The 15,070-nt window shown below is 33.4% G+C and carries 17 protein-coding genes; 10 read left to right on the top strand and 7 right to left on the bottom strand.

Going from position 1 to position 15,070, the window contains the following annotated elements; all coding sequences use genetic code 11:
* Positions 1-17 precede the first annotated feature (17 nt).
* Positions 18-188 (top strand): DUF3951 domain-containing protein, encoded by a 171-nt coding sequence (locus ACYFX0_RS15535; RefSeq protein WP_000602229.1) that lies wholly within the window; start codon positions 18-20, stop codon positions 186-188.
* 79 nt (positions 189-267) lie between these two features.
* On the opposite strand, the gene ACYFX0_RS15530 is transcribed toward ACYFX0_RS15535, so the two are convergent.
* The 5 genes from ACYFX0_RS15530 to ACYFX0_RS15510 all read right to left on the bottom strand — a co-directional run bounded on the left by ACYFX0_RS15530 (position 268) and on the right by ACYFX0_RS15510 (position 5,163).
* Positions 268-852: a dienelactone hydrolase family protein gene (locus ACYFX0_RS15530; RefSeq protein ID WP_000660112.1), complete on the bottom strand. Its 585-nt coding sequence runs from the start codon at positions 850-852 to the stop codon at positions 268-270.
* 2 nt (positions 853-854) lie between these two features.
* A complete protein-coding gene (locus tag ACYFX0_RS15525; RefSeq protein ID WP_000799455.1) occupies positions 855-1,190 on the bottom strand; it encodes an antibiotic biosynthesis monooxygenase family protein in 336 nt (111 codons plus the stop codon).
* Between the two features lie 69 nt (positions 1,191-1,259).
* The gene (locus ACYFX0_RS15520; RefSeq protein ID WP_000059017.1) at positions 1,260-3,485 is read right to left on the bottom strand and encodes a glycosyltransferase; all 2,226 of its coding nucleotides are present in this window, start codon (positions 3,483-3,485) and stop codon (positions 1,260-1,262) included.
* 217 nt (positions 3,486-3,702) lie between these two features.
* A complete protein-coding gene (locus ACYFX0_RS15515; RefSeq protein WP_001025740.1) occupies positions 3,703-3,882 on the bottom strand; it encodes an H-type small acid-soluble spore protein in 180 nt (59 codons plus the stop codon).
* Between the two features lie 66 nt (positions 3,883-3,948).
* A complete protein-coding gene (locus ACYFX0_RS15510; RefSeq protein ID WP_000212336.1) occupies positions 3,949-5,163 on the bottom strand; it encodes a helix-turn-helix domain-containing protein in 1,215 nt (404 codons plus the stop codon).
* A 116-nt stretch (positions 5,164-5,279) separates the two neighbouring features.
* Between ACYFX0_RS15510 and ACYFX0_RS15505 the strand changes: the two genes are divergently transcribed.
* Positions 5,280-6,548: an MFS transporter gene (locus ACYFX0_RS15505; protein ID WP_000502462.1), complete on the top strand. Its 1,269-nt coding sequence runs from the start codon at positions 5,280-5,282 to the stop codon at positions 6,546-6,548.
* 113 nt (positions 6,549-6,661) lie between these two features.
* Complete coding sequence (locus ACYFX0_RS15500; RefSeq protein ID WP_000736417.1) at positions 6,662-7,186, top strand: DUF4398 domain-containing protein; 525 nt, start codon at positions 6,662-6,664, stop codon at positions 7,184-7,186.
* Between the two features lie 40 nt (positions 7,187-7,226).
* Here the strand turns inward: ACYFX0_RS15500 and ACYFX0_RS15495 are convergent, their stop codons facing one another.
* Entirely contained in the window at positions 7,227-8,120 is an 894-nt protein-coding gene (locus ACYFX0_RS15495) for a LysR family transcriptional regulator (protein WP_016098035.1), read from the bottom strand.
* Between the two features lie 162 nt (positions 8,121-8,282).
* Here ACYFX0_RS15495 and ACYFX0_RS15490 point away from each other — a divergent pair, with 162 nt between their 5' ends.
* From ACYFX0_RS15490 to ACYFX0_RS15470, 5 genes are read left to right on the top strand one after another with little or no spacing between them, the layout of a single operon-like run.
* Complete coding sequence (locus tag ACYFX0_RS15490) at positions 8,283-9,275, top strand: ABC transporter ATP-binding protein (protein ID WP_016077895.1); 993 nt, start codon at positions 8,283-8,285, stop codon at positions 9,273-9,275.
* Complete coding sequence (locus ACYFX0_RS15485) at positions 9,253-10,278, top strand: ABC transporter substrate-binding protein (protein WP_460270879.1); 1,026 nt, start codon at positions 9,253-9,255, stop codon at positions 10,276-10,278. Before ACYFX0_RS15490 ends, ACYFX0_RS15485 begins: the two co-directional genes overlap by 23 nt.
* A 12-nt stretch (positions 10,279-10,290) precedes the next feature.
* Positions 10,291-11,961 carry an ABC transporter permease gene (locus ACYFX0_RS15480; protein WP_106103109.1) on the top strand — a complete coding sequence of 557 codons (1,671 nt, stop codon included), beginning with the start codon at positions 10,291-10,293 and terminating at the stop codon, positions 11,959-11,961.
* Positions 11,958-13,220 (top strand): MBL fold metallo-hydrolase, encoded by a 1,263-nt coding sequence (locus tag ACYFX0_RS15475; protein WP_033668886.1) that lies wholly within the window; start codon positions 11,958-11,960, stop codon positions 13,218-13,220. The genes ACYFX0_RS15480 and ACYFX0_RS15475 overlap by 4 nt, the downstream gene beginning before the upstream one ends.
* 20 nt (positions 13,221-13,240) lie before the next feature.
* Positions 13,241-14,074 (top strand): hypothetical protein, encoded by an 834-nt coding sequence (locus ACYFX0_RS15470; protein WP_000755318.1) that lies wholly within the window; start codon positions 13,241-13,243, stop codon positions 14,072-14,074.
* A gap of 49 nt (positions 14,075-14,123) precedes the next feature.
* Here ACYFX0_RS15470 and ACYFX0_RS15465 read toward each other — a convergent pair whose 3' ends face one another.
* Positions 14,124-14,546 carry a YfmQ family protein gene (locus ACYFX0_RS15465; RefSeq protein ID WP_106103108.1) on the bottom strand — a complete coding sequence of 141 codons (423 nt, stop codon included), beginning with the start codon at positions 14,544-14,546 and terminating at the stop codon, positions 14,124-14,126.
* A 40-nt stretch (positions 14,547-14,586) separates the two neighbouring features.
* Between ACYFX0_RS15465 and ACYFX0_RS15460 the strand changes: the two genes are divergently transcribed.
* Together ACYFX0_RS15460 and ACYFX0_RS15455 are read left to right on the top strand one after the other, a co-directional pair.
* Complete coding sequence (locus ACYFX0_RS15460; protein WP_002011946.1) at positions 14,587-14,703, top strand: hypothetical protein; 117 nt, start codon at positions 14,587-14,589, stop codon at positions 14,701-14,703.
* A gap of 65 nt (positions 14,704-14,768) precedes the next feature.
* Positions 14,769-14,930, top strand: coding sequence for a hypothetical protein (locus ACYFX0_RS15455; protein ID WP_000108702.1), 162 nt, complete (start codon positions 14,769-14,771; stop codon positions 14,928-14,930).
* Positions 14,931-15,070: the final 140 nt, after the last annotated feature.

The following is a 15,070-nucleotide window of genomic DNA, read 5'->3' as shown; positions in this document are numbered from 1 at the left end:
AATATAGGGGTGGTGTTATGATACTTTTAACGATAGGAGCAATTTTGTTAACGTTGTTTATTTTCTTTATTATCGGCTTTATTACGTTTATGATGTTTGTTGATAAGGCGACACCTCAAATATATTATACCCCTTGTGAATCAGTGACAGTGAAAGCTAAAGGTAAAGATAGAAGGAAGAAAAGTTGAATGTTGGCTTTTCTTCCTTCTTCTATTACATCCCCGAAATAACTAACAACAATAACCCAAATAAAAAACTAATAAAGTTTCACTTTACAAGAAATGAATCTATTACATTGTATGCTTGTTTTGTAGAGTGCCCGTTATATTTTTCAGTGTACGGATTTAGAAATCCATGTTCACCGTGTAGTTGTTGTATTTCTAGTAAAGGATTTTTTTGTTGCTGCAATGTTTGAATTAAAGAGGATACTGAAAAACTAGCTTCTTTTTCAGGAAATATAAGTAGTGTAGCGCATGTAGGCTTTATGTGAACATAGTCGCGTATACGAGAACCGTAACATCCGATGATAAAATCTATTTTCGGATTGTTACTACATAGCCATGAGATGGTAGCTCCAACACTAAAGCCGATAAGTCCAATATGTGTATAATTGCTTGAAAGGGTATTGATGAATGCTTCAATTTGGTCTTTTCCATCATTAAATCCAATATGATTTACAAAATGTTCATATGCTTTTTCTTCATCACGATAATGAAATGCGTGTTGTAAGTGCAGAAGATTAGGACAGAATACGTCAATATGAGATGAAGTAAATTGCTCGGTAACGTGATGCATATGGTCGTTCACACCATATATTTCATGAACAATAACGAGAGCTAATTTTTCCTTCATAGTTATATTGTGCCTCTTTGAAACTTAAATTCTTTCTCAACAAGGCAAATACGCAGATGGAAGTTTTCATACCATTGCTCACGACCTCTTTTTTTCGCTTCTTTATGTAAGGCGTTCTTCTTCCAATTTTCAATTGCATCAAGTGATTCCCAATAAGAAATTGTTATTCCGAGCCCAGAATTACCTCGTGCACTTTCTACACCTAAAAATCCAGGTTGTTGCTTTGCAAGTTCCTCCATTGTTTCGGCAACGGTATTATAGTCTGTTGTATCATTTGATAAATTAGAAGTGAATATCACGGCATAATAATGACTCATTTTTTGTGAAGTATTTTTCATATACATTCCCCCTTTAATAAGTATTTTAGCATGTAAAAAAGAAAAGAAGCACGACGCTTCTTTTCTTTTTTACGCTGTGAATTTTAATCCAGCATATATTTTACGACCCTTTTTTTGAATCCAACACACTTGTGCATTTTTCTTTTGAATATTACGTTCTTCCATTGTTACTTGTATAATTTGGTCAATCACAAGAGGGATGTTCGTTTGTACTTGGCACCCACCTGTACTATAGTCGATAATGGTCGCTTCAATCGGCATCCCATTCATATGCAATGTTCCAGGAGACATCAGTTGCTCACGTATATGTTGCCTGCGAAATTGTCTTGGTGCTTTTTTTGTGTTTTTTATGAAAGATGCAATTGCTAGTGTAAGAAAGGCTTTATCGTACACCTTTTCCACCCGGTCATTAACCGGTTTACTAAATAGATGAAGAATGATTTTACAATATTGCTCATGGGATACATCATCAAATGATACACCAACTTGTACAGAATTTTCTTGTCTCCGAATCCATTTTTTTGTACTATAAATCTTTTCTACCTCGCCAAAAGATAGCATATAGGAAGATAGACTTGATAAAGTTTCAAATGGAATGGAGGAATCTAATTCAAAACGTGCCCCCGTTTCACTAATATCAAGGATATTGCAAGAAATGATCATATCTTCGGCATATAAAGTACCTGGTAAATTTACTACGAAACGTTCTGAATTTCGAAAACGCGGTCTTTCAAATGCTACAAATAGTGAAGTGACAATAGCTATCCCGTTGTATAGTAACCAGAAAATGTTAATATATAAGCTCTCTCTTTCAATATGATATTGCTCAGGGTATAAGAGCATAAGTGTTGCTCGAATAAGTGCAATAATTGTTAAAATGAGTAATATGAGATGAGGGATGCTTGCAATCCATAAAAAATGCCTTGTATTATTTTGAACTCCCTTTCTTGTCACATGAAATTGAAACTTTTTACGTAAGAAAATTTCTGATAAAATAGCAAATCCCATATAAGGAGCCATAGCAACTTCGTACACATGACTCCACGTAGTTGTTCGTTTTTTATTAGAAACAGCTTTGAAAATAAGCTGTGATGTTAAAAAGGCAGGTGCCCAGAACATAAATAAGTGCATGAAATTAATTTCTAAACTATAAATATCAAATACTAAAAATAATAGCGGTGCTAATAAAAATATCATTTTATAAACACCGAAAAACCAATAATGAATTCCATCTGCATATAAAAGACGCTGCATAAAAGATAATCCTTTTATAGTGAAAGGATTCCATTTTTTTACGACTTGAATGTTCCCTCTACACCAGCGGTCCCGTTGTTTTAATAAATCACTAAATGTTTCTGGGGATAATCCAACAGCTAGTGTTTCATTGACAAATATAGTTTCCCATTTGTTAGCTTGTAGTAGCATACCAGTTGCCATATCTTCAGTAATAACTCCAGTCGCAAATCCTCCAATTTCTTCAAGCGCGGTGCGGCGAAATAGGGCGTTACTACCAACATACATCGTAGCATTAAAGCGATCTTTCCCTTCTTCTAACTGGCGCATAAAGAAATCTTGTTCATTGGCGATGTTATCTTCAAAAAACAAATTATATTGGAAAGGATCAGCATTATAAAAAACTTGTGGTGCTTGAACGAATACAACATTATTTTTAGAAAAATATCCAATCGTTCGCTCTAAAAAGTTAGCTCGTGGTATCATATCGGCATCCATTGTTACGATAATATCACCTTTTGAATGAAGCATCGCATGATTTAAATTTCCAGCTTTTGCATGCTTGTTTTCGGTGCGAGTTATGTGATGAACAGAAAAATCTGCCGCAAGTTGCTTTACACTTTCACGGCGCCCGTCGTCACAAATATAAATGTTTAGTAACTCTTTCGGATAAGTAATCAACGTACAACCAGCTACAGTACGTTTTAACAAATCGATCGGTTCATTGTAAGTGGCAATAAATATGTCGACAGTAGGTAGTTTTTCAAAAGTGGATAATGGTACTTCTTTCCGTTTATATGGTTTCCATGAAACAATGCTAAAAACGATAGATTGTAAGTAACCAGCCCATTCTGTAATTAACAATATAATACCAGCGATAATACTTATGAGATTAATAGTTGGTAACGAATAAAAAGTTCGCCAAATAAGATAAATAGCATTACAAATGAGAAATAGAATAATAAGTAATTTTTTTGACCATAAATATTTGTGTGCAAGGGCGTAAGTAATAATGATTACGAAAAAAATAATACCTAAACCTTCGTATATAGAGAGGCTCATACAAATCCTCCTTTATGTATAGAGTGGGAAATAGAAAAAAAATTATATTATTCATCTATAAAGATTTGATTATTTCCAGAGTATAAAATATCACAAAATATAGGGTTAGAGTATAAAATTTACATTTTCTTATTATAAGCTTAAAAAATTAGAAGAAATAATAGTTGTATTTTTGATTCATAAGAAAAATGCCACTTCAAAAGAGAAGTGGCATTTCTTATATTTCCTCTAAGCTATTAACTGGAACAGTTAATTCGCGTCCTGGGTTTTTTACTTCATATATGCGGGCGGTTTCATTGCTTTCATCGACGTGTTGAATCATAACAGGCATGCCTTGAAAACTGACATTGGCTTGTTCCGCTGACACAGAAAGCTCTTTTGCACGTTGAATATTCATTTATATTCCTCCCATCATTATTATCTTTGCTAAAAAAGAGGAATAATATACCATTTTGAGACATTCTTAAAGTTTTTGTATTATTTTTAATGTTTCTTTAATAAATGAAGTGAAGATGGAATCAGGATAACCATCTATCGTTTGAACTGCTTTTTTTGCTTCTATCAGAGCAGCCATTTTATCTTGAAGTTCTATATGACACAGGGCACGATATGATCCAGCTGTTAATAACCATGACTGATCAAGTGGATGACTCATATAATCTGGAATGTTAGCACGTTTTAATGTTTCCAAAGCTTCCTCGTAACGTTTTAAACCATACAGAGATTTTCCTTTTTCAAGATAATACAATCCATCGTCTTGAAAAATCGGTACATCTTTTAGTTTTTCTCGGAATTGTTCTAAATGTTCTAATGCAATTGTATATTCATTCGTAACGGTATTGTAGTAATAAGCTTTTAATATATCTATATTTGCAGCGGATAAAGTATCTTCTGTAAAAATGGCAAATTGCTCCGATTTTTTTATGTAATATAAATATTGTTCTTTATCGGTTGTAATGATTTTTTGATAAGATAAAATACGGTAAAATTCATCTGTTTTATAATACACTTGATGTTTTTTTGAAAATGCAAGTGCATCTAAAATGATTTTTTCACATTTTTCATAATTACCATATGCGAGTAAAATAATTGCTTCTTTTAAATATAATTGTATATGTGTAATAAGATCCATTTCTAAATTCTTCGTTTTATATTCATCGCGAATTCTGGTAATCAACTGTAAACATTCTTTATATTTTTTCCGTTTGTAGAGCATATAGTAAAACAGTAGTTTCGTTTCAGTACTTTCGCGATACAAAGTATATTTTTCAAATATAGAAACAGCTGTTTCAACGTAATATTCAATATTATAATCGTTCATAATAGCCGCTCCGGTTAAGAACTGCTTATATAAACGTGCTGTATTTAAAGTAAGAGGTAGTTCTTTTTGAACGATAGGTAGTAAAGTTTCATATACTTCATCGCATTTATTTGCTTTTATTAATGGCTCCATTTTTTGAATGAGTGCTACAATTTCTACATTATCTTCTTCTAATAAAAAACTCGTTTCACATCCAAGTTTTTCAGCAATATATTGTAATGTTTTCATGGAAGGCGTAGCTTTTCCATTTTCAATTTGACTAAGCATACTTTTTGTTAGTACTGAACCTGCTAAATCAGTTTGAGTAAGCTTTTTTTCTTTTCGTAACGTTTTAATTTTTGCACCGAGAGTAGCCATTATATGCTCCTTTATAATTTTAAAGTTAAATACAATTAAACTTTTGTTGTAAAAATTGGAAAGTTAATTATATAATAAGTTTAACACAATTTAACTTTTAAGGGGAGAGTGTCATAATGGGGGATATAAATATAGGTCAAAATGATTGGAAAATGAAGATTGCAACGAGAAATATTATTTTAATGATGATTGGAAAAATGACGTCCTTGTTAGGAGCGGGTATTTATACGTTTGCAATGGGATTATACGTATTAAAGACAACGGGTTCAGGAATGGGGTTTGCAACTACGCTTATTTGCGGATCGATTCCAAGGCTGATCTGTGGACCGATTGCTGGTGCTGTAGCTGACCGTGTTAATCGAAAATGGCTTGTCATCGGTACTGATTTGTTAAGTAGTTTAACAATGCTTATTATGTTTATCCTTGCAACTACTTTTGGGCCATCACTTCTGTTTATTTATGTTTCAGCAGCATTATTATCAATTTGTGCGAGTTTTTATTCTGTTGCATTAACTTCATCTATTCCAAGTTTAGTAGATGAGGGACGTATTCAAAAAGCGAGTGCTTTGAACCAGACGGCAGCATCTTTATCAAATATTTTAGCACCGATTATTGGTGGAGTTGTATTTGGTTTCTTTTCAATTAAATCGTTTTTCCTGCTAAATAGCATTACATTCTTTTTAGCGGTAATTGTACAATTATTTATCGTATTCGATTTATATAAAAAAGACATGGCTGAAAGTAAAGAGCATTTCTTGACAAGTATAAAAGAAGGGTTTTCATATGTAAAAAGACAGCATGAAATATATGGTTTAATGAAAATTGCAGTAGGGGTAAACTTTTTTGCGAGTGCACTTTTCGTTTCACTTCCATATATTATTGTTCAAAATTTGCATCTATCTTCGAATCAACTCGGTGTTGTAGAGGGAATGTTAGCAGTTGGGATGTTAATTGGTGCAATTGCGTTATCAGTACGTAAAGAAGTGAATAATCCGTTTCGCTCTGTTTATATTGGGTTGTTTTTATTTGCGAGCTTGAGTTTATGTACAGTGTTTCCATTAGTAGTCACCATTCCGAAAGTAGCAAGTTTTATTTACTATATCGCTTTTATGATGTTAACTGGTATATCAATGATGGTTGTAAATATTCCGATGCAAGTACATTTGCAAAAGACGACAAATCCAAATTATTTAGGACGCGTTTTCGGCTTACTTGAAACAATTTCTACTGCAATCGCACCACTCGGTATGATTGTGTATGGATTATTATTAGATATGTTGCCAACTAGCATTGTTATGATGACATTAGGCGGAGGCTTATTGTTAGTTGTATTAGTAGGAGTAAAGAAGCATGTAATGAAAAAGCAAGTGGATGTGTCTGCCTAAAAGGAAATTTGACTTAACGAAATAAAAATGACCGAATTAGTATTTTAGTTTTTGAAACTCTTTTTCATGTATGTTAAAGTAAAGTGAGCTTGCAAAGAAAAGGAGACAACAGCATGAAAAAATTAAGTTTTGTTATGCTTTTTCTATTAATCGTAATGGCTGGATGTAGCAATTATGACACATATATTGAAACAGGTATGCAATCATTGAAAGATGAAAAGTATAGTGATGCAACAATGTGGTTCGAAAAAGCAGAAAAAGAGAAATCAGGAAATGAAGCGAAATCATATAAAGAAGTTGCTGAGAAAATGGATCACGGGGCAACAGCATTAAAAGACGGTAAGTATTTAGAAGCGAAAGACATTGCAAATGAAGTGTTACAAAAGAAAAAAGATGATGCACTTGAAAAAGCTGTAACATCAAATGCAGAGAATATGCTTCAAAAAGCAAAAGATGTAGAAGAGAAAGTGAATGAAAGAGTAGCAAAGCGTAGAAAGGTAGAAGAAGAAGGAATCGATAAAATTATTAAAGCTGTCGATAGTATAGATGAAGTGAAAGAAAAAGAGAAGAAAGTATCAGAAGCATTAGATAAGGCTGAAGAGGCGCAAGCAAAAATTGAGGCAAAGAAAAATAAATAGATTTATAGTGTAAAAGGCTGTCGTGCATAACGACAGCCTTTTAATTTTTTGTTGCAAATGAATGGATGCTCTGTAGTAAAAAAGAAATGATTTTAGAATTCCATCTGTCCTCATGATGAATTGTATAAATATTACGCTGAAATTCAAATTCTGGGATTGGTATATAGCATAGCTCATTTCGTTGTATTTCTTGCTCAATAGCAAGTTTAGAAATAAAGGCAATTCCATTACCATATTTTAAAATTTGTTTCATCGTTTCTAATGAGTCTAATTCAATTTCTGATTGGAATGTAATGTTATGAACTGACATCCATTTTGTAAGTAAATCTCTCGTTGTAGATGGATTACGATGCAATAGTATGCGTTCCTTTTCGATATTTTGTAACGATACATTTTCTTTCTTTGAAAAATGATGTTCTTTGGAAAAGGCAAGAACAAGTGTATCAGGTATTATATTCGTTTGTTTTAAAAGTGGTTCATCAAATGGAGCAGCGGAAATTATCCCAAAATCGATTTCGTGATTTTGTAGCATCATTCGAATTTCAGGGGCTGTTTTAACTAGTAGCGTTATTTTTATATTGGGAAATTCACATTGAAATTCATGAACGACTTCTGGCAAAAGATAAGTCGCTGGTACATAACTAGCGCCGATTGTTATAGCACCTTTATTAAAATCTTTAAACTCTTGCGTGACACGTCTAGCTTCTTTCATAAGTGCATCTATTTTAGAAGCATAATGGTGCAAAGCCTCACCAGCCTCTGTTAAGAAATACCTTCCAGAACGTAATTCGAATAAAGACACACCGAGTTCTTCTTCTAAGCTTTTTATATGAAATGTAATAGTTGGTTGTTTAACGCCAAGTTTTTCTGCAACAATTGTAAGCTTTTTGTATTTCTTAATAAGTACTACAATTTCTAATTTTAAGAGATTCATTATGAATTGCCGCCTTTTTTATTTTAACTATAGAAAAAATCTATAGAAATAAATAGTTTATTAGAAGTTTTTTAATTTAATCTTTACAGTACATTAACATTCAGTATAAATCTTCCATATAGAATGAAAGCAGGTTAAGAATGAGGGGAGAGAGGTGAAGCAATGGATATTACAATTAGTGGATTAGAAAAGACATTTGGAAAAACACAGGCGTTAAAGCCGTTGCAGATTGTAATGAAACAAGGGGAATTCACTACACTTTTAGGACCTTCGGGGTGTGGGAAAACGACTTTACTTAGAATGATAGCAGGGCTTGAAGAACCGGATAAGGGAGAAATATATTTTGGAGACCAGTGCATGTATTCTGCTGCAAAAAAGATAAAGACATCTCCTCATGAACGGAATATCGGTATGGTATTTCAAGATTTTGCTTTATGGCCGCACATGACTGTTTTTGACAATGTTGCATTTGGTTTAAGGGCTACAAAGCAAACAAATCATTTACGAGAAAAAGTAGAAGATGCGATAAAGCGAGTTCGCCTGCAAGGTATGGAGAAAAGGTATCCACACGAACTTTCTGGTGGACAGCAACAACGTGTCGCATTCGCTAGAGCAATTGTAACAAAACCTCATTTTATTTTATTTGATGAACCGCTAAGTGCACTCGATGCAATTTTGCGAGAAGAAATGAGAATAGAGCTTATGGATATCGTTCATTCCATTGGTTTAACTGCACTGTATGTCACTCACGATCAAACAGAAGCAATGTCAATGTCAGACCAAATTATTGTCATGAAACAAGGAGAAGTATTACAAAAAGGAACACCGGAAGATATTTATGTGAAACCGTCTCATGAATTTGTTGCCAAATTTGTTGGTAAGGCGAATTGGCTTGTAGAGGGTAAAAAAATGGTTCGTCCAGAGCATGTGAACTGGACGAAAAATGAAGTGTGCGAAATGTATACAGGTGAAATTAAGCACGTTACATATGTAGGAGAACGGTATGAAATAAAAGTAAACATGGGGGCACTCGGAATATGGACAGCTTATCACAATAGTAAATTAAGCATCGGTAAACCAGTATCGTTATATGTGCCCAAAAAATGTATTCATCATATAGGGGGAGAATCGTATGAAGAAATTCAGTTCGCTTAAGTCTTTATTTGTATGTACTTTATTATTTTCGGCTGTAGTAACAGGGTGTAGTTCAAAGACAGGCAATGCAGATGCAAAAAGTAAAAATACGAATGAAAAGAAAATTGTTGTATATAGTGCAGGGCCAAAAGGGTTAGCAGAAAAAATTCAAAAAGACTTTGAAAAGAAAACCGGTATAAAAGTAGAAATGTTTCAAGGAACAACAGGTAAGATTTTAGCGAGAATGGAAGCTGAAAAGAAAAATCCAGTCGTTGATGTAGTCGTACTTGCATCATTACCAACGATGGAAGGATTAAAGAAAGAGGGTCAAACGTTAGCTTATAAAGAAGCGAAACAAGCTGATAAGCTGCGTTCTGAATGGTCAGATGATAAAGGACATTATTTCGGGTATAGTGCTTCAGCATTAGGGATTGTGTACAATACAAAAAATGTGAAGACAGCGCCTGAAGATTGGAGCGATATAACGAAAGGGGAATGGAAAGGAAAAGTGAATCTTCCAGATCCAGCACTTTCAGGTTCAGCTTTAGACTTTGTAACAGGGTATGTGAAAAAGAATGGAAAAGATGGATGGAATTTATTTGAACAGCTTAAGAAAAATGAAGTTACAGTAGCAGGAGCAAATCAAGAAGCGTTAGATCCAGTAGTAACAGGTGCGAAAGATATGGTAATTGCAGGTGTTGATTATATGACGTACAGCGCAAAAGCAAAGGGTGAACCGGTTGATATTGTTTATCCAAAAAGCGGAACAGTTATTAGCCCACGTGCAGCGGGGGTTATGAAGGATAGTAAAAATGTAGAGGGTGCAAAAGAGTTTATTGATTATTTATTATCAGATGATGTGCAAAAACAAGTTGCTAAAGCGTATTTATTGCCAGGTAGAACAGATATAAAAGCTGAAAATAGACCGAATGTAGAAGAGATTCCAGTATTAAATATTGATTGGAAAACAGTTGAGAAAGAGCAAGATGAAATAGGAAAACAATTTAAGAAAGTATTTCAATAAGATGGTGATTCCATGGTAAATCGATTCATATCAGTAAGACAAGTTGGAATGACGGTAGCGTTATTACTTGTGGCGATGTTAATCGTCATTCCGCTTTTTCTCATTTTATTTTCTAGTATATATGAAAATAGCAGCTGGAACTTTTTAAAGCCTTTTGAAGTGATGCAGAGTGGTGGATTAGCTGGGATTTTTCTAAACTCGATGCTTCTAGGTGTACTCGTTGTAATAGGAGCTACAATATTTTCATTTCCATTGGCGTTTATTATGAGCAAAACAGATGTAGGAAAGTATAGTAAGTTAGATATTGTTTTTATGATTCCATTTATGACACCGCCGTATATTGGATCAATGGGCTGGATTTTGTTCATGCAACCTAACGGCTATTTTGAACAATTTTTTCCGATGCTAAAGACAGTTTCATCATCGTTTTTTAGTTTAGGAGGTATGGTCTTAATTATGAGTCTGCATTTATTCCCATTCCTTTATTTCATGCTGAAAAACACGTTACTTCAGATTGGGAGTAGTAAAGAAGAAGCTGCAGCAGTTCATGGCGGAAGTTTTCTCTATCGTTTAAGAAAAATAATATTGCCGTTATTAGTATCAAGTTATGTAATGGGTGCTTTACTCATTTTCGTAAAGACGATTGCTGAATTTGGAACACCGGCTACATTCGGACGTAGAATAGGATTCCACGTGTTAACATCAGAAATCCATAAATTTATTTCGAGTTGGCCAATTGATTTTAGTAGTGCAACAGCATTATCTTCTTTATTACTTAGTGCTTGTATGCTCATTTGGTATATGCAAAATGTATTGAATCGAAAGTATTCATATGCAATGGTTAGTGGAAAAGGTGTGAAATCTAAAAGATATACTTTGTCTATATTTACGCGCGTTGTAGCATGGATGTATGTAATTGGTTTATTAATCGTATCAATTGGAATTCCATACTTTTCTATACTGATTGCTTCTTTGTCAAAATTAAGAGGCGGCGGTTTACATGTAAATAACTTTACAACAAGCCATTATGAGGCATTGTTTACAATGGGAGCTCCGGGATTAGAGGCTTTATGGAATAGTTTTCTTTTTTCACTCGTAACAGCGATTATTGCGGTAATGATTGGAGTCTTTTTGGCACTTATGATTCGAAAGGGGAAAAAAAACTCTGAAAAATGGCTCGACATGTGCGGTATGTTACCCAATATGGTACCAGGAATCATTATGGTTGTAGGTCTTATTCTATTTTGGAATTCACCATATATGCCCCTGTCAATTTACAATACACCAGTCATGGTTATCGTAACGTATGTTGTGCTGTTTTTACCTTACACGGTGCAATATGTAAAATCATCACTCGGACAAATTGATGATTCTCTCATGCAGGCAGGAAGTGTTTTTTCGGGAAATTATATTTATATTTTTAGAAAAATAATATTGCCTCTTATTATCCCAGGCATTCTTGCTGGATGGGCGATGACATTTACAATTTCGATAAGAGAGTTAGTAGCATCGCTTCTCGTATTACCTCCATCAGTAGAAACGTCAGCAACGTTTATTTTTGCTCAATTTGAACAGGGTGAAGTATCTATAGGCATGGCGATGGCCGTTGTTTCTGTTGGACTTACAACAATGTGCTTATTACTGCTACAACATATGGAGCAAAAGCGAAAAGGGGTAGCATGATGAGGATAGAAGTATGGGGTGGGGCAGGAGAATACGGTCGCTCCTGCTATTTTGTAAAAAATAAAGAGACGAAAATATTATTTGATTGTGGTATTAATCGATCATATGAGAAGAGTTATCCAGAAATAGAGAGAGAAGCTGTTCCATTTTTAGATGCGGTATTTTTATCACATATTCATGAAGATCATACGATGGGTTTACCTTTATTAGCGAAGTATGGATATAAGAAAAAAATTTGGACGACTCGTTATACGAAGGAGCAACTGCCGTTATATTATGAAAAATGGAGAAACTATAATGTGATGCAAGGGTGGAATTTACCTTATAGCGACCAACACATAAAAGATTTAAATTATGTATGTATTGATGAGATTAGTAATCCAAATGAATGGATACAAATTACTCCTACATTGCGGTTTCAGTGGGGATATAGTGGGCATGTATTAGGAGCTGTTTGGTTTTTAGTTGATTTGTGTAATACATACGTGTTCTATTCCGGCGATTATTCAGCAGAGTCTAATATACTACGAGCTAATTTACCTGAGAAATTGGGCCACAATATAAAAGTTGCAATTGTAGATGCCGCTTACCACACAGATGATGTTTCGCAAAATGAAAGATTAGATGATCTATGTGCAGAAATTGAGCGAGTTATGCAGAATAAAGGAATAGCATTGCTACCGCTGCCACAACTTGGTAGGGCGCAAGATATAGTATTGTATTTATATGAACGATATAAAGAATTTCCGCTTATAGTAGATAAAGAAATTTTGGCTGGATTTGAAGAGATGTTCATATATAAAGATTGGATAAAAAATAATGAAGAACTTAAATGGATTATGGAGAGTTTAAAAAGAAACATAATCGTTATGGATAATGACATTAGTATGCAAAATAGTTATGGAATAGTTGTAATGAGTGATGCGAATATGCAAACGAAACGAGCACAGTTATGCTATGAACAGCTTCGGAATGAAAAACGTAATTCCGTTATTTTTACTGGGCATATTGCGAAAGGGAGTTTTGCAGAAAGAGTTATGAAAGAACATGTAAGGAGTACATGTAGGGTGAAGCGAGTTCCGTATAAAGTTCACCAAAGTATAAAAGACGTTAAAGAGATGTTAAATACATTATTACCAGAACATACGGTGCTAGTGCATGCTTTGAAAGAGGATACGGATCGATTACAACAAAAGCTAAGTACAGCAGGATATGAAAATGTATATTCACTTGCAATGGAACGTATAGAAGTCATTTAAAATGTAAAGGGGATAGGTATATGAAAAAAGTATTTGTATTCGTAAGTATTTTCTTTTGTTGTTTTCTTTATAACGTTAAGGAAGGGTTTGCTGCTAGTCCAATGAAACCTAGTTTTGAAGTAAAGTTATTATTGAAGCCAGAACAAGTATTAGGTTATAACAAAGAGATGAAGCAAGAGGTGCTAGAACATTTCCAGGCTGGTACAAAATATGAAAGAATACAAGTACAATTTTTAGATACTGCAAATAAAAGTTTAAGTGATGAAGGTTGGTTTGCTAGAATTCGAAAGAAAGAATTTAGTAAAGATTTTGAACTAACATATAAAAAAAGATATCCTATTCAAAATGGTGTAATTCAAGATGCACTAGAAGTAGCTAAAAAAGAAGGATTTGATAGTAATACGGATAGTTATGAGGCGGAAATAGATTGGGGATTTGAGAAGAAAACATTAAGCATTTCAAATAAGAAAAGCTACAGTGCTAAAGGATATGGGATACTTGATTTACCAAATGAACAAGCTGCTCAAAACATGTTAATAGAAAAATTACCAGGGAAAATGAACAAATGGTTGTATACAAATTGGGGAGAAGAGATGTTAAAGAATTCCCGTATTTACGGTCCTGTATTAATGAAGCGATATACAGGAGAGTTTGAAAACATAAAAGCAAATATTGAAATTTGGCCATTAAGTAATACCGGAAAATTAGAAGATGACTTCGTAATAGAAGTGTCATTTAAAACAAATGAAGAAAGTATTGCGACAAAACAAAGGGAATTATTAATAGCGAGTTTAGAGAAAAAAGGCTGGTTGTTACCGAAAGATAGTTTGAAGACAGAGCTTATTTTTCAGTAAATAGTAAAAAGGAATCCATATGCCATGGATTCCTTTTTATATATGAGTATTAAGCTAAATCAGCTGACATGAACATGTCACTATTTTGAAGATTTTTAGAGCGTAAACTATAAGCAACTACCTTCTTTTTATATTGTTTTACAACATCAACATGCTCTTCATGACTGTAAATATAAAATGTGAAATCTTTTTTACCACGTTTTGCATTGATAATTAAAGGAGTGCCTTCATTATGGGGTGGTGCATAATAGCGATCTAAAAATAAACCTTCGTTAAAATCATGAATAATTTTTGATTTCTGTTCGCCTTCTACGTTATTTCCGTGAATTGTAATAGTCACATTCTCTTCTTCAAGTTTTGGATGTGTTTCGTACTTGCTAATAATGGATTCAATAACAGTGTTAGGAAGGCTAGAAACGATAATTTTAAATGCCCCAAATACAACTAACATTACAATAAACCAAGTCGTCATAGTAATCATCCCCTTTATTCTATTTAATAATATAACTCATATGGTAATAGTACATATGGTGAAGTTTTGTATAATTTGTGAAAAATATGCCATTTTTACGAATGAAATATTAGAAAAATCAATTTTGTTACAAAAAGTTGAAATTGAAGTATTTTAAAAGAAAAAGGTTTATAATAAAAATATAACTAATAACCACATTACTAATTATAAGGAAGTGTAACTATGAGTACTGTAGCAATCGTATATGGTATTATTCTTTCCACAATTATTGTTTTGTTTTTTGTTGGGGTTTCACGTTATATTCATAAATGGAAAGAAAGCGTTGCGAAATTAAATCACATTGAAGAAGAACTTAGTGATTTAATGTTACATCATGGTAAATAAAAAGATAATTTTTTAACGAAACAATGTGAAGAATATCACAAAACATGCTCTCATCATGAAAGCATGTTTTTTTGTTATGTGAATGTTAGACATATTCATGAGATTTTTTCGTGCAATACAGTGTGAAATAAAAAAATGAT

The organism is Bacillus sp. NEAU-Y102 (assembly GCF_054788175.1).
This window is presented reverse-complemented; position numbering and strand designations above follow the sequence as displayed.